Source organism: Stenotrophomonas acidaminiphila, assembly GCF_001431595.1.
Classification (GTDB): Bacteria; Pseudomonadota; Gammaproteobacteria; order Xanthomonadales; family Xanthomonadaceae; genus Stenotrophomonas; species Stenotrophomonas acidaminiphila.
On sequence record NZ_LDJO01000040.1, the window covers coordinates 25,017 to 45,544 of the forward strand.

Below are 20,528 nucleotides of genomic sequence, written 5' to 3' on the forward strand. Positions count from 1 at the left end.
GTGGATCTCCCTTTGCGGACATCTGCATCGTGGCTGTGGCGTTCATGGCTGCGGTGCGTGCCGGGGTTGTCAGCAGGGCGCCTCCGCGCCGCGCCGGTAGTACCACCACCAGGTCACGGCCAGGCAGGTGATGTAGAAGGCGATGAAGCCGTACAGCGCCATGTCCGGGCTGCCGGTCAAGGTGATGGACGAGCCGTAGCTCTTGGGGATGAAGAAGCCGCCATAGGCGCCGATGGCCCCGGAAAAGCCGACCACGGCGGCCGACTCGATCCCGGCCTGGCGGCTGGCGTCGGCCTTGCCCTGCGCATCGGCACCGGCCGACAGGCGTTCGTGCAGGGTGCGGAAGATCACCGGGATCATGCGGAAGGTGGTGCCGTTGCCGATGCCGCTGAGCACGAACAGCGCCATGAACGCGGCCAGGAAGCCGAAGAAGTTGCCGCCCTGGCCCTTGTCGGGCAGGAAGTGCAGCACCCCGAACACCGCCGCGACCATCAGCGCGAACACCCAGAAGGTCAGCCGCGCCCCGCCCCAGCGGTCGGCCAGGCTGCCGCCGACCGAGCGCATCAGCGCGCCGAGCAGCGGGCCGATGAAGGCGTAGGTCATCGGGTTCACGTCCGGGAACTGGCTCTTGACCAGCATCGGGAAACCGGCGGAGAAGCCGATGTACGAGCCGAACGTGCCGATGTACAGCCAGCACATCAGCCAGTTGTGCTTGCGGCGGAAGATCACCGCCTGCTCGGTGAACGAGGAGCGCACGCTGGTCAGGTCGTTCATGCCGAACCACGCGGCCAAGGCGGCCAGCGCGATGGCCGGCACCCAGATGAAGCCTGCGTTCTGCAGGAACAGGTGGCCACTGCCGTCGACCAGCGCCTGCGGCGGCCCGGCCAGCGTGCCCAATGCGCCTACGGTGATGACCAGCGGCACCACCGCCTGCGCCACCGACACGCCGACGTTGCCGAGCCCGGCGTTCAGGCCCAGCGCCAGTCCCTGCTTCTGCTTGGGATAGAAGAAGGAGATGTTGGACATCGACGAGGAAAAGTTGGCGCCGCCGAAGCCGCACAGGATCGCGATCAGCACGAATACCCAGTACGGCGTGGCCGGGTCCTGCACCGCGAAGCCGAGCCACAGCGTGGGCAGCAGCAGCGAGGCGGTGGACAGCGCGGTCCAGCGGCGCCCGCCGAAGATCGGGATCACGAACGAATACGCCACGCGCAGGGTGGCGCCGGACAGGCTGGGCAGCGCCACCAGCCAGAACAGCTGGTCGGTGCTGAAGTCGAAGCCGATGCGCGGCAGGCTGATCGACACCGCCGAGAACAGCACCCAGACCGAGAAGGCCAGCAACAGTGCCGGGATCGAGATCACCAGGTTGCGCGTGGCAACCCGCCGTCCCGTGCGCTCCCAGTAGCCGGCGTCCTCCGGCTGCCAGTCGCCGATGGTCCGGCCGGGACCTGCGTTGCTGCGTTGTATCACTTCGCTACCGGCGGTCATGCATGGCTCCAAGGCTGCAGGATGACGACGTGTAGGTACAAAGATTCAGGCAGTACCTGTCTGGTCCGCGATTAGGCCAGCAGGCGGGTCGAGCCGGTTTTGATTTCGATCAATCCACGCCGGTTTTCGATCTCTCCATGACAAATGTCAAGCCGAAGGCTTGACCGGGCGTACTGCATCACGCCGCCGCATGCTGTCGCGCACGTCCACATCCAGCTGCAAACGCACGCTGTCGCTGCCGGTGCTCGATTCGAAACAGATCCCTTCACGGCTCGGCAGACGGGCCTGCAGTTCCCGCACCGCATCAATCGGCAGCGCCACCTGGCAATCACCGGCCGTGGCGGAAATGACGGCAGCGCCCGCATTCAGGCGCAACGCCAACGACCAGCCCGCACCGTCGCCGAGTCGCAGCGTATCGGTCACCGTCCCACCAGCCAGCAGGTGCGCCAGTTCATCTTCATCCACGCGCAGACGCAGCGACTGCTGCCGGAACTGGATCTTCACGATGCGGCCTCCTGCCATTGCACCGGCGTATTGCAGTTGAACAGGCAGGCCTCGTCGCCGGGCGCCAACGGCAGCCGCCGCGTGGCCAGGCGCTGCTGCAGGGCATGCAGCGAACGCGGGCCATGCGGGTCGGCGAGCATCGCCGCGAGCAGTGCGCGGCAGTCCGCATCGATATCCAGCAGCATCGGCAATGGATGCCCGGCCAGCGCCGTGCAGCCGCCGCGGTGCACTGCGTGCAGCCGCTGCAGCAGCGCAGGGGCCAGCCGCGGCATGTCCACCGCCACCACCCAGGCCGGCCCGTCGGGCATCGCCATCGCCACGCTGTACAGCCCGCCCAGCGGGCCACAATGCGCGATCCGGTCGGGAATGCCGGCGAAGGCCGGATACGCACCACTGACCCAGACCCGCTGCGCGCCCGCCTGGCGCAGCAGTCCGCGCATGTGTTCCAGCAAGGTGCGCCCGTGCCAGGGCAGCAGCGCCTTGTCACGGCCCATGCGGCTGGAGCGGCCGCCGGCCAGCACGATGCCGGCCGGCGCTGGCCGGCTAATCGGCGTGATCGTGGCCATGCGCCGCGTCGCCTTCGCCATGGCACAACGCGCAGCCTTCGCTCCACTGGCTGTCGCCGTCCTCGTAATGTTCCTGCTTCCAGATCGGGCAGCGGTGCTTCACCGCCTCGATCAACTGCCGGCAGGCGCGGAACGCCTCGTCGCGGTGCGGGCTGCCGGCGGCGACCACCACCGCCACCTCGCCCACCGCCAGCCGTCCGCGGGCGTGCGCCACGTACAGCTTCACGCGCGGGCCGAAGGCGGCCTCCACCTCCGCGGCCAGGCGCTGGAACTCGTTCAGCACCAGCGGCTCGAACAGGTCGTAGGTGATGCCGCGCACCGCGCGCCCCTGGTTGAGGTCGCGCACCTTGCCGATGAACACGTCGATGCCGCCGAAGCCCGGATCGGATACCGCGGCGATCGCCTCGGCCGGGTCGATGGCGGCGCTGGCGCGGTCCAGCACCTTGCCGATGAACACGTCGTTGCCCATCTCAACCTCCACTCACCGGCGGCAGGATCGCCACGCGGCCATCTTCGGGCAGCCGCTCGTGCTCGCGCAGCACGCTCTGCTGGTCGGCGAACACCGAGTAGTCCAGCAGGCCGGCGCGGAACTGCGGCCAGCGCTGCGGCAGCAGCGTGCGCAGCGCCTGGCGCAGGTCGGCCACGTGGTCGCCGGCCACGGCCACCACGATCTCACGCGAAGCATCCAGCTCGGAGAAGGCACCGAACAACTGCAGGTTCACCTGTTTCATGACGGCACTCCGCCCATCAGCTGCACCGGGTCGTGGTGCCCGGGACCCTGCACGCGCACGTGGGTGCCGGCCGCGGCGAGGCCGGCGTCGCCTTCCAGCACCGCCCAGGCATTGGCGTGCAGCATCGACATCAGGCGGAACGATTCCTGCCCGGCCAGCAGCCGCACGCCCAGTTGCCCGCGTTCATCCACCTCGACCCGCGCGCGCGCATGGAAGCGCAGGCCCGGTGGCTTGCGCGCATCGGCCAGCAGCGGCAGGTACAGCGCCGGCTCCGCGTCCATGCCAAGCATCCTGCGCAGCACCGGCTCGACGAAGAAGCGCTGGCCGACCGCCGCCGACACCGGGTTGCCGGGCAGCCCGAAGTACAACGCACCGTCGGCCAGCACCGCGAACAGCAGCGGCTTGCCCGGGCGGATGGCCACCTTGTGGAAAACGATGCGCGCGCCACGGGCACGCAGTGCATCGGGGATGAAATCGTAGCGGCCCTGCGACACCGCGCCGGTACTCACCAGCACCCGCGCACCGGCCGCCAGCGCCTGGTCCAGCACCGCATCGAAGGCGGCCACGTCGTCGCCGACCGTGCCCTGCCACGCTACCTGCGCACCGGCCGCGCGCAGGCGGCCGACCAGATAGGGCCGGTTGCTGTCGCGGATCTGTCCGGAGTCCAGCGCCTGCGCCGCATCGGTGACCAGTTCCTTGCCGGTGGCGATCACTGCGGCCTGCGGCCGCGCGGCGACCGCCAGTTCGCCCACGCCGATGGCATGCAGCAGGGTGCAGGCGTTGAGATCCAGGCGCTGGCCGGCGCACAGCACGCGCTCGCCTTCGGCCACGTCCTCGCCGCGCAGGCGCACGTGCTGGCCGGGCCTGACCTGCGCGCCCAGTGCGATGCGGGTGGGCCTGCCGTCGTGACTGTCGAGGAGGGTGACCTGTTCGACCGGCACCACGCTGTCCAGCCCGACGGGCATGCGCGCACCGGTCATGATTTCCCATGCGCCGCCAGCGTCCCGCGCGGCGGCGCTGCCGGGGTCGCCGGCCGCCTGCCAACCCTGTACGGAAAACTCCGTGCCGGCGGCGAGCGGCGTGCCGCCGGCATGCAGGGCGAAGCCGTCCATCGCCGAATTGTCGAACGGCGGCAGCGACTGCGCGCTGAGCACATCGCTGGCCAGCACCCGCCCTTCGGCCCGTTCCAGCGGTACCCGTTCGGGCGGCAGCGGCACGGCGGCGTCGAGCAGGTGCCGCAGCGCTTCGTCATAGGCGATCATGCCGCGCTCCCGTGGCCAGCGCCGCCCGCCATAGCCAGTGCGTGGCCCAGCACCGGCGCGAGGATGTCCAGGCACTGCGCCGCCGCGCGCGGGCTGCCCGGCAGCGCGAACACCAGCATGCCGTCCAGCTGCACCACCTCGGCGCGGCTGAGCCAGGCCATCGGCGTGTGCTGCGCGCTGAGCGCACGCAGCATCTGCGCCAGCCCGTCCACGCGGCGCGCGCCCAGCGACTGCAACGCCTCCGGCGCCAGATCGCGCGGCCCCAGCCCGGTGCCGCCAGTGCACAGGCACAGGCGCACGCCGGCAGCGGCCAGCGCGCGCAGGCGACCGGCAAGCGGCTCGACGCCGTCGGGCAGCAGCTCCGTGGCCACGACATCGCCCCCCAGCGCCTGCAGTCCGGCAACCAGGCGCGGGCCGGATTCATCGTCGTAGATGCCCTGGCTGGCGCGGTCGCTCAGAGTCAGCACCGCGCACGCGGCGCCGCCCAGGCCCTGCGGCGGGCGTGGCCTGAAGCGGGCCCGCTCGGCCTCGTCCATGCCGTCGGGGTGCAGCCACAGGCCCTTCTTGCCGCCTTCCTTGAACAGCAGGCGGATGCCCTCGATGCGCAGCGCCGGCTCCACCGGCTTACTCAGGTCGTACAGGGTCAGCAGGGCCGCGTTGACCCCGGCCAGCGCCTCCATCTCCACGCCGGTGCGCGCTTCGCTCGCGCACTCGCACCACACCCGGATCGCCTGCCGCTCCGGCACCGGCGCGCAGTACACGTGCACCAGCTCCAGCGGCAGCGGGTGGCACAGCGGCATCAGTGCCGAGGCCATCTTCGCGCCCTGCAGGCCGGCGATCTCGGCCATCACCAGCGCATCGCCCTTGGGCAGGCGGCGCTCGACGATCAGTGGGTAGGCCACCGGCCCGGCGTGCAGTTCGCCCACCGCCACCGCACGGCGGCGGGTAACGCGCTTGTCGCGGACATCGGCCATGTGGAAAGCCGCATTCATCTGACCACTCATCGTGTTGCTCATCCTCCGATCGAGGCCAGGTGGGGGGTCAACCCGGTCCGGCCCTGGTGCAATCCGTGCCCGGCCGCCTTCAGGCCGAGTTGGGTGGTGATGCGCGCCAGCAGCGCGTCGTGGTCGGCGTCGGATTGCAGCAACGGCCGCAGCGCCACCCCGAAATCGCCGAACAGGCACAGCCGCAGGTCGCCGCGGGCGGTGACCCGCAGGCGGTTGCAGCCGGCGCAGAAATCGCGCGAGTACGGCGCGATGATGCCGATGCTGCCGCGATAGGCCGGGTGCACGTACTCGCGCGCCGGCCCGGCGTCGGCGGCGCGCGGGCGCAGGCTCCAGCCGGCGGCCTGCAGCTGCTCCACCAGCACGTCGGCGCGCAGGTGGTGGCGCTGGAAATAGTCGCCGTTGTCGCCGGTGCGCATCAGTTCGATGAAGCGCACGCTCAGCGCGCGCTCACGCAGGTACTCCATCCACGCCGGCAGCTCGTCGTCGTTGCGGTCACGCAGCAGCACCGCGTTGAGCTTGACCGACTGCAGGCCCAGCGCCTGCGCCATCGCGATGCCTTCGAGCACCTCCGGCAACCGGTCGTGGCCGGTGATGGCGTGGAAGCGCTCGCGCTGCAGGCTGTCCACGCTCACGTTGAGCGCGGTCAGCCCGGCCTGGTACCAGTCCGGCAGGTAGCGCGGCAACCGGGTGCCGTTGGTGGTGATGGCGACCTTGCGGATGCCCGGCACCCGAGCCACCGTGGCGATGATCCGGGTCAGGTCCCTGCGCAGGCTCGGCTCGCCGCCGGTCAGGCGGATCTTGTGCATGCCCAGGGTGGCGAACGCGCGTACCAGCCGGGCGATCTCATCCACCGCCAGGAAGCGCGGCCGCCCGTCGGCGTGGTAACCGTCGGGCAGGCAATAGCTGCAACGGAAGTTGCATGCCTCGGTGAGCGACAGCCGCAGGTAGGGGAAGCTGCGACCGAAGCCGTCGGTGAGCTGGCTCATGGCGGTTCCACCGTCGTCCACTGGCCCGGTACGCCGGGATACTCCCACTTGCGTCAATGGGTTGCCAGCCTACCTTGTCGCACATCGGCGCCGACATGACATGGATCAATCATGCGCCGGACAGGTATGGCAGCATGCCGCAACCGCGTTCTCTTACCGTGACGATGCCATGATGCTGAGCGATTTCGATGGATTGCTGCGCGCCGCGCTGCAACAGGCCGAGCCGCAGCGCCTGCTGTTCGTGTTCGTGCGCGCGGAACTTCCCGAGTCCCCAAGCAGCGACCAGCACGCGCGCCATGCCGCCGGCGAGGGCGGCACGCTGGCGCCGGTGCTGTGCGTGGACAAGGCGCCGCGCGAAGTCGCCTCGTTCGCCGCGCTGGCGGCCGAATCCACCGCCACCGGCGTGGCGTGGGACCTGGTGTTCGTCGCCGCGCTGGAAGGCCGCGCCGGCGTCGCCCCGTCCTCCGACGAGGCGGCGCAGCCGCTGCGGCTGATGGTCAACGCGATCAATGACGGGCAGGTCAGCCGTTTCGCGGCCTTCGACCGCGCCGGCGAACCGGTCCAGTTCTACTGAGCCACCAGCTGCAGGGTCAGGAAGAAAACCACCAGCACCGTATTCAGGCCCCACACCACGGTCAGCCCGCGTGCGGCCACGCCGTAGTTGGGGTTGCGCGCGGAGGGTGCGGCGCGCCACACGGCCGGGATGATCCAGCCGGTATACAGCAGCAGCACCACGAACAGGCCCAGCAGCAGTTCGGTCATGCCTTGCGCCAGCGCCCACAGCGCCGCCGCCCACAGCAGGTTGCTGGGAATCACGCCCTGCAGCCAGAACACGCGCCACAGGTGCGAGGGTGGAGACTTGCCATCCGGTGCGCTCATCGAAGTCGCTGCGGTCATGGTGCTCTGTCCCGTGTCATGCCTCGCGAGAGCTTGCGCCCAATGCACGGGGCGGTCAAACCGGCCGCGCGGCTCAGTGGGGTACGCCGACGATGACGCTGGATGCCTTGAACAGGACCGTGACCACGATTCCCGGTTCCAGCGCCAGCGCCCGCGCGCTTTCCCGGGTGATGATCGCCACCATGCTGCAGCCATCGCCCACGTCCACGACGACTTCGTCGTTGACCGCGCCCTGGCTGATGCGGCCGACCGTGCCGCTGAAACGGTTGCGCGCCGAATAGCGGGCGCCCTCCACGTCGCGGGCGACGATCACCGACGACGCGTCGACCAGCGCGAAGGCCGGTGTCCCCACCTCCAGCCCGAGGCTGTGCACGCTGTCGCGGGTGATGGTGGCCACGATCCGCAGTCCCGGGGTCACTTCCAGCAGGACCTCGTCGTTGACCGCACCGGCCACGATGCCGCGGACATGCCCGTGGAACTGGTTGCGCGCACTGGTGACCATTCCGATCCTCCGTATCAGGGCCAAATCGTCGCCCAGCCCCGGCAGGGACTGGAGGGAATGCAGGAAGCGCCGGTGCTCGCGTTCGAGCTGCTCGAAGTGGCGGATCAGCTGGCGGCCGCGCTCGGTGAGCCGGGCGCCACCGCCCCCACGTCCGCCCACGGTACGCGCGACCAGTGGTTCGCCGGCGGCGGTGTTCATCGCGTCCACCGCGTCCCACGCGTTCTTGTAGGTCATGCCCATGCGTCTGGCGGCCTGGCTGATCGAGCCGCAGGCATCGATCAGGCCCAGCAGAGCGAAGCGGCCGCGGCCGCCCAGGCTTTTCCCTTCAACGCTCAGCCACAGGTGGCCGTGCGGCTCGACAGCGGCATGCAGGGGAGAATCGGCCATGTCGCGGTTGCTCGTCCATCACGCTGCGGGAGCGTGCAGTGTACGGCGGCAGCTACATCGGCCGTGCTTGACCTTCGTCAAGGACGGCCAAGGCGCGCGGGGCAAGAATCGATGACCGGGTCGACCGTGGGAATTGGTTGTACCCACCGCTATATCATTCTGGATATAACGGAATCCGAGGACCGCCAAGATGCGTACCCGCCGTTTCGTTCTGCCACTGTCCGCGCTGTTCCTGCCGTTGTCGACCTTCGCCGCCAACGCCCCGTCTTCCGCCCCGGTGTTCACCCTGGGCAGCGTCGATGTCCATGCCCGCCGCGGCAGCTCGGCCACCGTCGCCGAGCGCACCCTGGATGCCGTACGCATCCAGCAGCTGGACCGCGACACGGTCGGCGAGGCAGTCGCCGTACTGCCCGGTGCGAGCCTGTCGCGCAATTCGCGCAACGAGGACATGCTCTACCTGCGCGGCTTCGACCCGCGGCAGGTGCCGGTCTTCCTTGACGGCGTCCCGCTGTACGTCCCGTACGACGGCTACGTGGACTTCGGCCGCTTCACCACCTTCGACCTCGCGCAGATCCAGGTCGCCAGCGGCGGCGCCTCGCTGCTGTACGGGCCGAACATCCTCGGTGGCGCGATCAACCTGGTCAGCCGCCGCCCCGAGCGCCCGTTCGAGGGCAACCTGCGACTGGGCATCGCCGATGGCGGCGAGCGCAAGGCCGCGCTGAACCTAGGCGGCCGCCGGGGCGACTGGTACTACCAGCTCGGCTGGTCGCAGCTGAAGGCGGACGCGTTCCCGCTGCCCGATGGTTTCCGCGACTACAAGAGCGTGCCCACCGATACCGGCGACGATCGCCGCAACGCCGATCGCGACGACCAACGGCTGTCGTTCAAGCTCGGCTACACCCCGCGCGAGGGCGACGAGTACGCCCTGGGCTACGCCCGCCAGGACGGGGAGAAGGGCAATCCGGTCTATACCGGCAGCGCGCGCGGCGGCATCCGCTACTGGCGCTGGCCGTGGTGGGACAAGGACAGCCTGTACTTCGTCGGCAACACCCGGCTGGGCCGGCACGCCACGCTGCGCACCCGCGTGTACCGCGACACCTACGGCAACGGCCTGGAGGCCTATACCGACGGCAGCTACGCAACCGGGCTGGACAACGGCAGCTTCCCCAGCGTCTACGACGACCGCACCGTCGGCGGCTCGGTGACCCTGGCCGGCACCGCGCTGGAGCGCCACGAACTGCAGCTGGCCATCCACTACAAGGACGACCGGCACAGCGACCGCAACCGCAACGCGCCGACCAAGGACTACCGCGACGTCACCACCTCGGTCGCGGTGGAGGACCGCTTCGCCCTGACCGCTGCCTCGCACCTGCGCTTCGGCCTCGGCCACGACCGCCGCGAGGCCAGGCGCGTCTACTACTGGCCCACCGGCAGCGCCGACGCCACCAACGCCGTGCTCGAATACGTGCAGCAGCTGGCACCGGACCGGCAGTGGTACGCGAGCGCCGCGCGCCGCACCCGCTTCCCGACCATCAAGGACCGCTATTCGGCGCGCATGGGCGCGGCACTGCCCAACCCGGACCTCGCGCCGGAACATGCCACCCATCTCGAACTCGGCCTGCGCGGCCGCTGGTGGGAGGGCGCGCAGGTACAGGCTGCGGTATTCCACAGCCTGATCGACGACCTGATCCAGAACGAGGTGGTCGCCTCCACGGCCTGCGGCGGCAGCACCTGCAACCGTGCGCAGAACATCGGCCGCGCCCGTCACCTCGGCGTCGAACTGGGCCTGCAACAGCAGCTGGCCGGGGACTGGGAGCTGCAGGGCAGCTACGCCTGGCTGCGCCGCACCAATCTGGAGAACCGCAACGTGGCCCTGCTGGACAGCCCGCGCCAGCGCCTGTTCCTGGTGCTGGGCTGGGCCGCGCTGCCGCAGCTGCGCCTGCAGGCCACGCTGGAGGCCGAGCAGGGCCGCCGGGTCAGCTACGCCAATGCCGCCGCCCCGGTGCGCGAGCTGCCAGGCTTCGCCACGGTGGGCGTGAAGGCGAGCTGGATGCCGCGCGACGGACTGGGCCTGGACCTGGGCGTCCGCAACGTCGGCGACAAGTGGTATGAACTGGCCGACGGCTACCCGATGCCGGGCCGTACCTGGTTCGTCAACGTCAACAGGAGATTCTGAGCATGGCCGAGCTCATTCCCGTACGCATTGCCGCGCTGGTCCACGATGCCGGCGACGGCCCGGACCCGGACGCGGTGCTGGCAGCCTTTGCGACGCGGCAACTGGCTGCCGGCCACCGCGTGCGCGGGCTGGTGGCGCTGCCACACGAGGCCGCGCCCAACGGCAAGCGCATGGTGCTGATGGACGTGGCCGACCGCACCGCCCGCTACCCGATCAGCCAGGCGCTGGGAGCGGCCGCCTGCGGCTGCAACCTGGACCCGCGCGGCATCGCCGATGCCAGCGAAGTGCTGCGGCGGGCCATGCGGGAACCGGCCGAACTGGCCATCGCCAACCGTTTCGGCACGCTGGAAGCGCAGGGACGGGGCATGGCCGACGAACTGCTGGCATTGATGCTCGCCGGCATCCCGCTGCTCACCGTGGTGAACGCGCGCTACCTGGCCGCATGGCGTGATTTCACCGGTGGACAGGCACGCGAACTGCCTCCCCGCGACGACGCCCTGCAACGCTGGTGGGATGCATGCCGCACCACGCCGGCGCTGGCGGGATGAAGCGCCGCGCGCTGTTGCAGGCGCTGGCTCTGGCGCCGCTGCTGGCGGCGGGCAACGGCCCGCTGCGCGCGATGCCGGCGCAGCGCGTGCTGCGCCTGGGGGAGCCCACGGGCGTACCCGGACGGGTGTTTGCCGCCGGCGCTCCGGCGGCCGTGCTGATCGCCGCGCTGGCGCCGGAACGGCTGTTGGGCTGGCCGATGCGGATGGCGCCCGAGGCGCTGGCGCTGCTGCCCGCGCCCCTGCGCACGCGTCCGGTGATTGGCCGGCTGGCGGGGCGCGGCAGCACGGTGAGCCTGGAGCGGCTGCTGGCGATGCAGCCGCAACTGGTGCTGGACGCCGGCGATTTCGATGCGAACCATCGCTCCTCCGCCGAACGGGTGTGGCGGCAGACCGGCATTCCCATTGAACTGGTGGCCGGCCGCCTGCCCGACCACCCGGCCCAACTGCGCCACGTCGGCCGGCGGCTCGGCGTGACCGCACGCGGCGAAGCGCTCGCGCAGGCTGCCGAGGCGCAGTTGGCGCTGGTCCACGAGGTACTGGCCACGCGCACCCCCGACGCCCGGCCGACGGTCTACTACGGCCGCGGCGGCGACGGCCTGGAGAGCGGGCTTGCCGGTTCGATCAATACCGAGGTCATCGAGTTCTGCGGCGGCCGCAACGTCGCCGCCGCCGTCGGCAGCGGCGGGCTGGCACGGGTATCGCTGGAACAACTGCTGGCGTGGGACCCGGACGTGATCCTGACCCAGGATGCGGCATTCGCCGCCAGCGCATCGCAGGACCCGCGCTGGCGCAGCCTGCGCGCGGTACGCAGCGGACGCCTGCACTGCGCGCCGACCCTGCCGTTCGGCTGGCTGGACGGCCCGCCGGGCATCAACCGCCTGCCGGGGCTGGCATGGCTGCTGGCACGGCTGCACCCCGGCGCTACCCCGGCGCTGGCGCCGGCCGCGCTGCGGGCGCGCATCGACGCACTGCACCGTCTGCTGTGGGGCTCGCGCTTGCCGGCCGGCATCGCCGATGCGCTGGAGCATGGCCGGTGAGAGCCGGTGCTGTGCCGCGCTGGGCCTGGCACGCCGGTGGCTGGGGCCTGCTGCTGGCGATGCTGTTGCTGGCCTTCGCCGTCGGCCAGTTCCCGGTGCGGCCGACGATGCTGCTGCAGGCGCTGGCATCGCAGCTGTTCGGCATCGGCGAGCCGGTTCCGCCGACGGTGCATGCGGCGCTGTGGCACATCCGCCTGCCGCGGGTGCTGGCAGCGGTACTGATCGGCGCGGCGCTGTCGGCTGCGGGTGCCGCCTACCAGGCGATGTTCCGCAACCCGCTGGTATCACCGGACATCCTCGGCGTTTCCGCCGGTGCCGGGCTGGGCGCCTCGCTGGCGCTGTTCCTCGGCCTGCCGATGCTGCTGGTACAGGGTTTCGCCTTCGCCGGCGGGTTGGCGGCGGTGGCGCTGGTGTGCCTGGTCGCCGCCCTGGTGCGCCGCCACGAGCCGGTGCTGGTGCTGGTACTGGCCGGCGTGGCGGTATCGGCGTTGCTCGGTGCCGGCATCTCGCTGCTCAAGCTGCTGGCCGACCCGTACACGCAACTGCCGTCGATCACGTTCTGGCTGCTCGGCGGGTTGAACGCGGTGGTCGGCGACGACCTGCGCGTCAGCGCACCGTTGCTGCTGGCCGGCCTGCTGCCGCTGGTACTGCTGCGCTGGCGGGTGAACCTGCTGGCGCTGGGCGACGAGGAGGCCAGCGCGCTCGGCGTGGCGGTCGTTCCCTTGCGCTGGACGCTGATCGCGGCGGCGACGCTGTGCACCGCGGCAGCGGTGTCGCTGGCCGGCATCATCGGCTGGGTCGGGTTGGTGGTGCCGCACATCGCGCGCCTGCTGGTCGGCGCCGACTTTCGCCGGCAGCTGCCGGCGAGCCTGCTGCTGGGCGCCAGCTTCCTGCTGGCCGCCGACACCCTGGCGCGCACGCTGGCGCCGATCGAACTACCGCTGGGCATTCTCACCGCCTGCGTCGGCGTGCCGTGCTTCCTGTGGGTGCTGGCCCGCAGCGGAGGCCGCGCATGAACGCCGCGACTCCGCTGCTGGAAGCGCGCGCGCTGGCCATCGGCCATGCCGGCGTCGCATTGGGTGCGCCGCTGGCGCTGTCGCTGCAGGCCGGTGAAGTGGTGTGCCTGCTCGGCCCCAACGGCTGCGGCAAGACCACGCTGTTCCGTACCCTGCTGGGCCTGCTGCCGGCGGTGGCCGGCGAGGTGCGGCTGCATGGCCGGCCATTGCGTGGCCATGACCGCGCGCAGCGCGCGCGCCTGCTCGGCTACGTGCCGCAGGCTGCGCCATTGCCGTTCGCCTGGCGCGTGCGCGAGCTGGTGGGGATGGGCCGCGCCGCGCACCTGGGCCTGCTGGCCGCACCGGGCCGCGCCGATGAAGAGATCGCCGACGCCTGCCTGCACGAACTGGGCATCGCCGCATTGTCCGCGCGCACGGTGGATACCCTCAGCGGCGGCGAACGGCAACTGGTGCTGGTCGCGAGGGCGCTGGCCCAGCAGGCGCGGGTGCTGGTGATGGACGAACCCACCGCCAGTCTCGACTTCGGCAACCAGCTGCGCATCCTCGACACCGTGCGCGCGCTGGCCGGACGCGGCATCGGCGTGCTGCTGTCCACACACCAGCCGCAGCATGCACTGCAGGTGGCCGACCGCATCGCGTTGATGGCCGGTGGCAGCCTGCAGGCACTGGGCCCGGCGCCCGAAGTCGCCACGCCCGCCCGGCTGGCCACGCTGTATGGCGTGGACGCCGCGCGCATCGCCGCCTCCCTTCCCGCCACCGGAGCCATGCCGCGATGACCGCCCTGCCCCCGCCGATCGACCATGCCACCCGCTACCGCCAACACCTGCAGGCCTGCGGCTACGCGCCCAAACCGGCCAGCGCGTGGGATGCACGGGCGACGCAACCGGGCTGGAAACGACGCCACGACGACTACAGCGACGCCTTCCTCGCGCGGCTGGACCTGGACGGCGTGGACAGCGTGCTCGACGTCGGCTGCGGCCCCGGCCTGCTCAGCCTGCCCATCGCCGCGCGGGTGCGGCAGGTGCATGCGCTGGACTACAGCCGCGGCATGCTCGATGGCCTGCACGCGGCGATCGCCCGCGCCGGCGTCGGCAACATCCAGCCGTGGCAGCTGTCCTGGGAGGACGACTGGAGCGCGGTGCCGCGCTGCGATGTCGCCATCGCCTCGCGCTCGTTGATGGTGCCGGACCTGGCACAGGCGCTGGCGAAGCTGGACGCGCACGCGCGCCGGCGCGCCTGCATCACCTTCGCCACCGGCCCGCGCACCGGCGCCGGCGAGCTGGCCGCGTTGCTGCGCCGCACGTGGACGCCGATGCCGGACCATCGCTACCCGGTCAACCTGCTGCTGGACATGGGCCGCCTGCCGCGCGTGGATTACCTCCCGGTGCCAGCGCCCGCTGCCGACAAGGACGTGGCGGACCTGCTGCAACAGGCCGAAGCGCTGTTCGGCGAACTCACCGCCACGGAGCGGCAATCGCTGTGCGACTGGCACGCGGCGTCCCCCGACAACCGGCTCGGGCCGGCTCCTACGTGCCGCTGGGCCTTCATCTGGTGGGAAACCGCCGGCTGAGCACCGGCAACGTTGTCCCCGTCCCGCGCGGGGCGGATGGAACGACAAGGGCCGCCCTGTGCGGAGCGGCCCTTGTCTGCACACACATCAGGAACGGGTGACCGTCAGTGGTCGGCGGCCTTGCTGGCACCGATGCCGGTCTCGGCACGGACCTGCTGCGCCGGGTAGGCCGCACGCTCGGCCTTGGCGCGCGCGCTGTTGTCCAGCACCGAGAACAGCCAGATGGCGGCGAAGGCGATGGTCATCGAGAACAGCGCCGGGCTGGTGTACGGGAACGGCGCGCTGCCGGCCGGATTGCCCAGCGTATCCACCCACACCGACGGCGACAGCAGGGTCAGCAGCAACGACGAGGCCAGGCCGAGGAAGCCACCAATCACCGCGCCGCGGGTGGTGCAGTTCTTCCACAGCAGCGACAGGATCAGCACCGGGAAGTTGGCCGAGGCGGCGATGGCGAAGGCCAGCGACACCATGAAGGCCACGTTCTGCTTCTCGAAGGCGATGCCCAGCAGCACCGCGATCACGCCCAGCACCAGGGTGGTGGCGCGCGACACGCGCAGTTCGGTGCCCGCCGGCGGCCTGCCCTTCATGATCACCGTGGCGTACAGGTCGTGCGACACCGCCGAGGCACCGGACAGCGTCAGCCCGGCCACCACCGCCAGGATGGTGGCGAACGCGACCGCGGAGATGAAGCCCATGAACAGGTTGCCGCCCACCGCCTTGCCGACCAGCACCGCGGCCATGTTCGGCCCGCCCTGGATGGTGCCGGTGACCGGGTCGGCGTACGCCGGGTTGGTCAGCACCAGGGCGATGGCGCCGAAGCCGATGATGAAGATCAGGATGTAGAAGTAGCCGATCCAGGTGGTGGCCCAGAACACCGACTTGCGCGCCTGCTTGGCATCGGGAACGGTGAAGAAGCGCATCAGGATGTGCGGCAGGCCGGCGGTGCCGAACATCAGCGCCATGCCGAAGGAGATGGCCGAGATCGGATCCTTGACGAACCCGCCCGGCCCCATGATCGACAGGCCGGCCGCGGCGGCCTCCTCCGCGCTCTTGCCACCGTTGGCGGCGATCTGGGTCTTGACCTGCACCGCGGTGGAGAACAGCTTCTCGAAGCTGAAGCCGAACTGCCACATCACCATCAGCGCCATGAAGGTCACGCCGGACAGCAGCAGGCAGGCCTTGATGATCTGCACCCAGGTGGTGGCGGTCATGCCGCCGAACAGCACGTAGACCATCATCAGCACGCCCACCAGCACTACCGCGATCCAGTAGTCCAGGCCGAACAGCAGCTTGATCAGCGCACCGGCACCGACCATCTGAGCGATCAGGTAGAACAGCACCACCACCAGCGTGCCGGAGGCGGCGAACAGCCGGATCGGCTTCTGCGCGAAGCGGTAGCCGGCGACGTCGGCAAAGGTGAAGCGGCCGAGGTTGCGCAGCCGCTCGGCCATCAGGAAGGTCAGGATCGGCCAGCCGACCAGGAAGCCGATGGCATAGATCAGGCCGTCGTAGCCGTTGGCCATCACCGCCGCGGTGATGCCCAGGAACGACGCCGCCGACATGTAGTCGCCAGCGATCGCCAGGCCGTTCTGGAAGCCGGTGATGCCGCCGCCGGCGGTGTAGAAGTCGGACGCCGAGCGGGTGCGCGCGGCGGCCCACTTGGTGATGCCCAGGGTCGCCAGCACGAATACGGCGAACATGACGATCGCCGTCCAGTTGGTGGGCTGGCGCACGGTCTGGCCGATGTCGCCGCCGGCCGCCAGGGCCGCGCCGCTGGCGGCCAGCAGGGCGAGCAGCGCGGCCGGGCGCAGGAACGAACGGGTCATTGCGCGTCCTCCACGATCTGCTGGGTCAACTGGTCGAACTCCTTGTTGGCGCGGCGCACGTAGAAGCCGGTGATCAGGATGGTGAACACCATCAGCCCCAGCGCGATCGGGATGCCGATGGTGGTGATCCGGCCCTCGCCCAGCGGGGTGGCGAGGAATGCCTTGTCGAAGGCGATCAGGCCGATGTAGCCGTAGTAGGCCAGCAGCATCAGTGCGGTGAGGATCCAGCCCAGCCGGTTGCGCGACTGGCGCAGCCGCTGGTAGGCCGGGTGGGAGGCGATCCGCTCAACACGGGGATCGACGGAAGCATTCATCGGGATTCTCCAGATTTCGGGAATACGGACGCAGGCGTGCAGTGCGCGCCGGTGCGGGCATGAGTGCTCCCCGTGGGGGTAGGGAGATGGTGCGTACTGCGTTTCCTGGGGCAGCGGCACCGTCGCGGTGCCGCTGCCGGGTACTCAGAAGCTGTACTTGGTGGTGAACTGCACGCGGCTGATGTCGCCCTTGCGGCCGTTCTCGATCTCGCGCACGCCGTACATCAGCTCGGCGCCGATATCGACCTTGGGCATCGGCGTGTAGAACACGTTGCCGCGGATCGACTGCACGCTCTTCGTCACCAGCTGGCCGGTGATCGAGGCGTCGTTGTCGTAGTCGCTGCGCGCGTAGATCAGGTTGGTGCGCAGCTTCGGGGTGAAGGCATGGCGCCAGCCGACGTAGCCGGCGATCACCCCGGTCGGGTCGAGCTCGTCGCGCACTGCATCCCAGGCGCTGTCGCCGGTGATGCCCAGGCCGATATAGCGGGCGATGCCCTGGCCGCCGGTGAGCTGGTAGTGCAGCGAATCGCTGCCGCCCATCACCCACTTGCCGCCCAGGGTCAGGCCGCCGCCGGTGGCGGTGGCGTGCGCGCCGGTGGCCTGGTTGTCCACCTTCAGCTGGCGCAGCAGGCCGGCCACGCCGAAAGTGCCCCAGTCGCCCTTCCAGCCGTAGCGCGCGGTCAGGTCGGGCAGCGAGCCACGGTCGGAGCTGGTGGCACCGACCAGGGTGGTTTCCGGATTCTCCAGCGAAGCGCTGAAGCCGCCCCTGGTGTAGCGCACCTGCGCCTGGCGCACGAAGATCACGCCGTCGGTCGGGCCGACGAAGTCCACCGCCTCGGGAATGGAGGCCGCGTCCATGAAGTTGGACCAGGTCTGGCCGGCCAGCCAGTTGTTCCAGTACATGTAGGCATGGCGCAGGGTGACGCCATAGGTGTTGGTCGCGGTCTGGTTGCCCAGCGCATTGCCGAAGAAGTCCATCTCCACCAGCGCGCCGGCCTTGTCGCCGTTCTCGGCCACGTGGTCCACGCCCAGGTTGAAGCGCGAGAACTTGGCGTGGGCGTTGTAGTCCACGCTCGACGCCTTGCCCGAGCCGCCTGCGCCGTGCACCGGCGTCTGTCCCGGCAGGTACAGCGAGCGGCCGGTGGCGTCGTCGGCGAGTTGTCCGTCGCCGGTGCGGGTGGCGAGGAAATCGGCCTTGATGAAGCCGCCGAACTTGAAGGTGGTGCCCGGCGTGGCGCCCGGGGTGATGCTGGTCACCTGGATCGGCTGTTTGCCGGCCGGTACCGCGGGCCTGGCCGGCATGGCGGCGGCGGCCGCCTGTTCGGCACGCACCTGCTGCACATCGCCCTGGGCCTGGGTGATGGCGCCCTGTTGTTGCTGCTGGGTGGAGAGCAGCAGCTGCACCTGGCGCTCCAGTTCGGCGACGCGGGCTTCCAGCGCCTGTTCCCTGGCGGTGCCGGCAAAGGCCATGCCCGGCGCCAGCAGCGCCACGAGCAACGCGGCGGCAAGTGGCCGGCGCACCATCGGCGCAGTGGCCGGGAACGCGTGGCCCGCTGGTTTCAACACGTGTCTGTTCATCAGGTCTGCCTCTCTCCGGCTGGCGTTGACGGCCGCGTCGGTCGCACGGTCAACGGCAGGGTGCGCGGCGTTCGCCGCAGGCGGCTATTCGCCATTAGTCGAAAGCGGGCGGGTATTCGACCATCGTCTAAGCCGCGGGGCAGCGCGCGACTGGGGTGATGCGGCACACTTGGGAGGTCGCGGCCGCGTCGCAGGATGCGGCTCCTCCATTGGTTACAAGTGCAAAGGTGAGGGTATTGCCATGGCTGATCTCTATCCCGTCGATCCCGCGTTCGCCGCCCGGGCGCGGATCGACAAGACCACGTACCAGCAGCAGTACCGCGAATCGGTGGAGCATCCCGATGCGTTCTGGGCCAAGGCCGCCGAGCGCCTGGACTGGTTCACCAAGCCGACCCGGATCAAGAACGTCAGCTACCAGCTCGATGATTTCCGCATCAAGTGGTTCGAGGACGGCGAACTCAACGTCAGCGTGAACTGCCTGGACCGCCAGCTGGCCACCCGCGGCGACAAGACCGCGCTGCTGTTCGAACCGGACAGTCCCGACGCGCCGGCGCAGAAGGTCACCTACCGCGAGCTGCACGAACGCGTGTGCAAGCTCGGCAACGCGCTGCGCAACCTCGGCGTCGGCAAGGGCGACCGCGTCACCATCTACCTGCCGATGATCGTCGACGCCGCGGTGGCGATGCTGGCCTGCGCGCGCATCGGCGCGATCCACTCGGTGGTGTTCGGCGGGTTCGCCGCCAATTCCATCGCCGACCGCGTCGGCGACTGCGGCAGCAAGCTGATCATCACCGCCGACGAAGGCCTGCGCGGCGGCCGCAAGGTACCGCTCAAGGCCAATGTCGACGCCGCGCTGAAGCTGCCCGGCACCCACACCGTGGAAACCGTGCTGGTGGTGCGCCATACCGGTGCGGCGGTGGACATGCAGGCGCCGCGCGACCGCTGGTTCCACGACGTGGTCGACACCCAGCCGGCGCAGTGCGAGCCGGAGCGCATGAACGCCGAGGACCCGCTGTTCATCCTTTACACGTCCGGTTCCACCGGCAAGCCCAAGGGCGTGCTGCACACCAGCGGCGGCTACCTGCTGTTCGCCGCCTACACCCACGAGGCGGTGTTCGACCTGCGCGAGGACGACATCTACTGGTGCACCGCCGACGTGGGCTGGGTCACCGGCCACAGCTACATCGTCTACGGCCCGCTGGCCAACGGCGCCACCTCGGTGATGTTCGAGGGCGTGCCGAACTACCCCAACACCTCGCGCTTCTGGGAGGTGATCGACAAGCACCAGGTCACCATCTTCTATACCGCGCCCACCGCGATCCGCGCGCTGATGCGCGACGGCGAGGAGCCGGTCAAGCGCACCTCGCGCAGGAGCCTGCGCCTGCTCGGCAGCGTCGGCGAGCCGATCAACCCCGAAGCCTGGCGCTGGTACCACGACGTGGTCGGCGAGGCGCGCTGCCCGATCGTGGATACCTGGTGGCAGACCGAGACCGGCGGCATCCTGATCTCGCCGCTGCCCGGCGCGATGGACCTCAAGCCCGGTTCGGCCACCCTGCCCTTCTTCGGCGTGCAGCCGGCGCTGGTCAATGCCGATGGCGAGATCCAGGAAGGCGCCACCGAGGGCAACCTGATCATCCGCGACTCGTGGCCGGGCCAGATGCGCACCGTCTACGGCGACCACCAGCGCTTCATCGACACCTACTTCCGCACCTACCCGGGCAGCTACTTCACCGGCGACGGTTGCCGCCGCGACGAGGACGGCTACTACTGGATCACCGGCCGCGTCGACGACGTGATCAACGTCTCCGGCCACCGCATCGGCACCGCCGAAGTGGAGAGCGCGCTGGTCAGCCACCCCAAGGTGGCCGAGGCGGCGGTGGTCGGCTTCCCGCACGACATCAAGGGCCAGGGCATCTACGCCTACGTCACCCTGGTGGCGGGCGAGGCGCAGACCGACGAGCTGCTCAAGGAACTGGTGGCGTGGGTGCGTAAGGAGATCGGCCCGATCGCCGCACCGGACCACCTGCAGTGGGCGCCGGGCCTGCCCAAGACCCGTTCGGGCAAGATCATGCGCCGCATCCTGCGCAAGATCGCCGAGAATGCACCGGACCAGCTCGGCGATCTTGCGCAGGA

General features: G+C 70.2%; 21 protein-coding genes. 8 read left to right on the plus strand and 13 right to left on the minus strand.

Annotated features, from left to right (window positions below; genetic code table 11):
- Positions 1-69 precede the first annotated feature (69 nt).
- The 8 genes from ABB33_RS12890 to moaA form a co-directional block, all read right to left on the minus strand.
- The gene (locus tag ABB33_RS12890; RefSeq protein ID WP_054668396.1) at positions 70-1,488 is read right to left on the minus strand and encodes a NarK family nitrate/nitrite MFS transporter; all 1,419 of its coding nucleotides are present in this window, start codon (positions 1,486-1,488) and stop codon (positions 70-72) included.
- 147 nt (positions 1,489-1,635) lie between these two features.
- Complete coding sequence (locus ABB33_RS12895; protein ID WP_152985080.1) at positions 1,636-1,992, minus strand: DUF7009 family protein; 357 nt, start codon at positions 1,990-1,992, stop codon at positions 1,636-1,638.
- Positions 1,989-2,558 (minus strand): molybdenum cofactor guanylyltransferase, encoded by a 570-nt coding sequence (gene mobA / locus ABB33_RS12900; RefSeq protein WP_056932379.1) that lies wholly within the window; start codon positions 2,556-2,558, stop codon positions 1,989-1,991. Before mobA ends, ABB33_RS12895 begins: the two co-directional genes overlap by 4 nt.
- Positions 2,536-3,027: a molybdenum cofactor biosynthesis protein MoaE gene (locus tag ABB33_RS12905; RefSeq protein ID WP_054668401.1), complete on the minus strand. Its 492-nt coding sequence runs from the start codon at positions 3,025-3,027 to the stop codon at positions 2,536-2,538. Before ABB33_RS12905 ends, mobA begins: the two co-directional genes overlap by 23 nt.
- Before the next feature lies 1 nt (position 3,028).
- Positions 3,029-3,289 (minus strand): MoaD/ThiS family protein, encoded by a 261-nt coding sequence (locus ABB33_RS12910; protein ID WP_056932380.1) that lies wholly within the window; start codon positions 3,287-3,289, stop codon positions 3,029-3,031.
- Positions 3,286-4,551, minus strand: a complete 1,266-nt coding sequence (locus ABB33_RS12915; RefSeq protein WP_056932381.1) for a molybdopterin molybdotransferase MoeA — start codon at positions 4,549-4,551, stop codon at positions 3,286-3,288. The genes ABB33_RS12910 and ABB33_RS12915 overlap by 4 nt, the downstream gene beginning before the upstream one ends.
- Positions 4,548-5,555, minus strand: a complete 1,008-nt coding sequence (moaCB, locus tag ABB33_RS12920) for a bifunctional molybdenum cofactor biosynthesis protein MoaC/MoaB (protein WP_054668829.1) — start codon at positions 5,553-5,555, stop codon at positions 4,548-4,550. Before moaCB ends, ABB33_RS12915 begins: the two co-directional genes overlap by 4 nt.
- A gap of 8 nt (positions 5,556-5,563) precedes the next feature.
- Complete coding sequence (gene moaA, locus ABB33_RS12925) at positions 5,564-6,544, minus strand: GTP 3',8-cyclase MoaA (protein ID WP_056932382.1); 981 nt, start codon at positions 6,542-6,544, stop codon at positions 5,564-5,566.
- 169 nt (positions 6,545-6,713) lie between these two features.
- On the opposite strand from moaA, the gene ABB33_RS12930 reads away from it, so the two are divergent.
- On the plus strand, positions 6,714-7,118 hold the full coding sequence (locus tag ABB33_RS12930; protein WP_054668409.1) for a hypothetical protein: 405 nt from the start codon (positions 6,714-6,716) through the stop codon (positions 7,116-7,118).
- Here ABB33_RS12930 and ABB33_RS12935 read toward each other — a convergent pair.
- Both ABB33_RS12935 and ABB33_RS12940 read right to left on the minus strand, forming a co-directional pair.
- Positions 7,112-7,441, minus strand: coding sequence for a hypothetical protein (locus ABB33_RS12935; RefSeq protein WP_054668411.1), 330 nt, complete (start codon positions 7,439-7,441; stop codon positions 7,112-7,114). The genes ABB33_RS12930 and ABB33_RS12935 overlap by 7 nt on opposite strands.
- A 73-nt stretch (positions 7,442-7,514) precedes the next feature.
- Positions 7,515-8,330, minus strand: a complete 816-nt coding sequence (locus tag ABB33_RS12940; protein WP_056932383.1) for a TOBE domain-containing protein — start codon at positions 8,328-8,330, stop codon at positions 7,515-7,517.
- A gap of 190 nt (positions 8,331-8,520) precedes the next feature.
- On the opposite strand from ABB33_RS12940, the gene ABB33_RS12945 reads away from it, so the two are divergent.
- Genes ABB33_RS12945 through ABB33_RS12970 form a run of 6 tightly spaced genes read left to right on the plus strand, consistent with a single transcriptional unit; the run spans position 8,521 to position 14,677 of the window.
- On the plus strand, positions 8,521-10,506 hold the full coding sequence (locus ABB33_RS12945; RefSeq protein WP_056932384.1) for a TonB-dependent receptor plug domain-containing protein: 1,986 nt from the start codon (positions 8,521-8,523) through the stop codon (positions 10,504-10,506).
- A 2-nt stretch (positions 10,507-10,508) separates the two neighbouring features.
- Positions 10,509-11,054 (plus strand): DUF2478 domain-containing protein, encoded by a 546-nt coding sequence (locus tag ABB33_RS12950; protein WP_056932385.1) that lies wholly within the window; start codon positions 10,509-10,511, stop codon positions 11,052-11,054.
- Positions 11,024-12,091 carry an ABC transporter substrate-binding protein gene (locus ABB33_RS12955; protein WP_225546657.1) on the plus strand — a complete coding sequence of 356 codons (1,068 nt, stop codon included), beginning with the start codon at positions 11,024-11,026 and terminating at the stop codon, positions 12,089-12,091. The genes ABB33_RS12950 and ABB33_RS12955 overlap by 31 nt, the downstream gene beginning before the upstream one ends.
- On the plus strand, positions 12,088-13,107 hold the full coding sequence (locus tag ABB33_RS12960; RefSeq protein ID WP_225546658.1) for a FecCD family ABC transporter permease: 1,020 nt from the start codon (positions 12,088-12,090) through the stop codon (positions 13,105-13,107). The genes ABB33_RS12955 and ABB33_RS12960 overlap by 4 nt, the downstream gene beginning before the upstream one ends.
- Positions 13,104-13,883, plus strand: coding sequence for an ABC transporter ATP-binding protein (locus tag ABB33_RS12965; protein ID WP_056932386.1), 780 nt, complete (start codon positions 13,104-13,106; stop codon positions 13,881-13,883). The genes ABB33_RS12960 and ABB33_RS12965 overlap by 4 nt, the downstream gene beginning before the upstream one ends.
- Entirely contained in the window at positions 13,880-14,677 is a 798-nt protein-coding gene (locus tag ABB33_RS12970) for a class I SAM-dependent methyltransferase (RefSeq protein WP_056932387.1), read from the plus strand. Before ABB33_RS12965 ends, ABB33_RS12970 begins: the two co-directional genes overlap by 4 nt.
- 104 nt (positions 14,678-14,781) lie before the next feature.
- Here the strand turns inward: ABB33_RS12970 and ABB33_RS12975 are convergent, their stop codons facing one another.
- From ABB33_RS12975 to ABB33_RS12985, 3 genes are all read right to left on the minus strand, one after another.
- On the minus strand, positions 14,782-16,503 hold the full coding sequence (locus tag ABB33_RS12975; protein WP_056932388.1) for a cation acetate symporter: 1,722 nt from the start codon (positions 16,501-16,503) through the stop codon (positions 14,782-14,784).
- Complete coding sequence (locus tag ABB33_RS12980) at positions 16,500-16,817, minus strand: DUF485 domain-containing protein (RefSeq protein ID WP_054668419.1); 318 nt, start codon at positions 16,815-16,817, stop codon at positions 16,500-16,502. The genes ABB33_RS12975 and ABB33_RS12980 overlap by 4 nt, the downstream gene beginning before the upstream one ends.
- Positions 16,818-16,961: 144 nt before the next feature.
- Positions 16,962-18,395, minus strand: a complete 1,434-nt coding sequence (locus tag ABB33_RS12985; protein ID WP_225546659.1) for a DcaP family trimeric outer membrane transporter — start codon at positions 18,393-18,395, stop codon at positions 16,962-16,964.
- Between the two features lie 241 nt (positions 18,396-18,636).
- On the opposite strand from ABB33_RS12985, the gene acs reads away from it, so the two are divergent.
- Positions 18,637-20,528: acetate--CoA ligase (acs, locus tag ABB33_RS12990; protein WP_056932389.1), on the plus strand; the 1,892-nt coding region annotated here is incomplete at its 3' end.

Bases quoted from the DNA above. Each gene is read 5' to 3' on its own strand.
- ABB33_RS12890 (WP_054668396.1), bottom strand. From the start codon at position 1,488: ATGACCGCCGGTAGCGAAGTGATACAACGCAGCAACGCAGGTCCCGGC.
- mobA (WP_056932379.1), bottom strand. From the start codon at position 2,558: ATGGCCACGATCACGCCGATTAGCCGGCCAGCGCCGGCCGGCATCGTG.
- ABB33_RS12905 (WP_054668401.1), bottom strand. From the start codon at position 3,027: ATGGGCAACGACGTGTTCATCGGCAAGGTGCTGGACCGCGCCAGCGCC.
- ABB33_RS12910 (WP_056932380.1), bottom strand. From the start codon at position 3,289: ATGAAACAGGTGAACCTGCAGTTGTTCGGTGCCTTCTCCGAGCTGGAT.
- ABB33_RS12915 (WP_056932381.1), bottom strand. From the start codon at position 4,551: ATGATCGCCTATGACGAAGCGCTGCGGCACCTGCTCGACGCCGCCGTG.
- moaCB (WP_054668829.1), bottom strand. From the start codon at position 5,555: ATGAGTGGTCAGATGAATGCGGCTTTCCACATGGCCGATGTCCGCGAC.
- moaA (WP_056932382.1), bottom strand. From the start codon at position 6,544: ATGAGCCAGCTCACCGACGGCTTCGGTCGCAGCTTCCCCTACCTGCGG.
- ABB33_RS12930 (WP_054668409.1), top strand. From the start codon at position 6,714: ATGATGCTGAGCGATTTCGATGGATTGCTGCGCGCCGCGCTGCAACAG.
- ABB33_RS12935 (WP_054668411.1), bottom strand. From the start codon at position 7,441: ATGACCGCAGCGACTTCGATGAGCGCACCGGATGGCAAGTCTCCACCC.
- ABB33_RS12940 (WP_056932383.1), bottom strand. From the start codon at position 8,330: ATGGCCGATTCTCCCCTGCATGCCGCTGTCGAGCCGCACGGCCACCTG.
- ABB33_RS12945 (WP_056932384.1), top strand. From the start codon at position 8,521: ATGCGTACCCGCCGTTTCGTTCTGCCACTGTCCGCGCTGTTCCTGCCG.
- ABB33_RS12950 (WP_056932385.1), top strand. From the start codon at position 10,509: ATGGCCGAGCTCATTCCCGTACGCATTGCCGCGCTGGTCCACGATGCC.
- ABB33_RS12955 (WP_225546657.1), top strand. From the start codon at position 11,024: ATGCCGCACCACGCCGGCGCTGGCGGGATGAAGCGCCGCGCGCTGTTG.
- ABB33_RS12965 (WP_056932386.1), top strand. From the start codon at position 13,104: ATGAACGCCGCGACTCCGCTGCTGGAAGCGCGCGCGCTGGCCATCGGC.
- ABB33_RS12970 (WP_056932387.1), top strand. From the start codon at position 13,880: ATGACCGCCCTGCCCCCGCCGATCGACCATGCCACCCGCTACCGCCAA.
- ABB33_RS12975 (WP_056932388.1), bottom strand. From the start codon at position 16,503: ATGACCCGTTCGTTCCTGCGCCCGGCCGCGCTGCTCGCCCTGCTGGCC.
- ABB33_RS12980 (WP_054668419.1), bottom strand. From the start codon at position 16,817: ATGAATGCTTCCGTCGATCCCCGTGTTGAGCGGATCGCCTCCCACCCG.
- ABB33_RS12985 (WP_225546659.1), bottom strand. From the start codon at position 18,395: ATGAACAGACACGTGTTGAAACCAGCGGGCCACGCGTTCCCGGCCACT.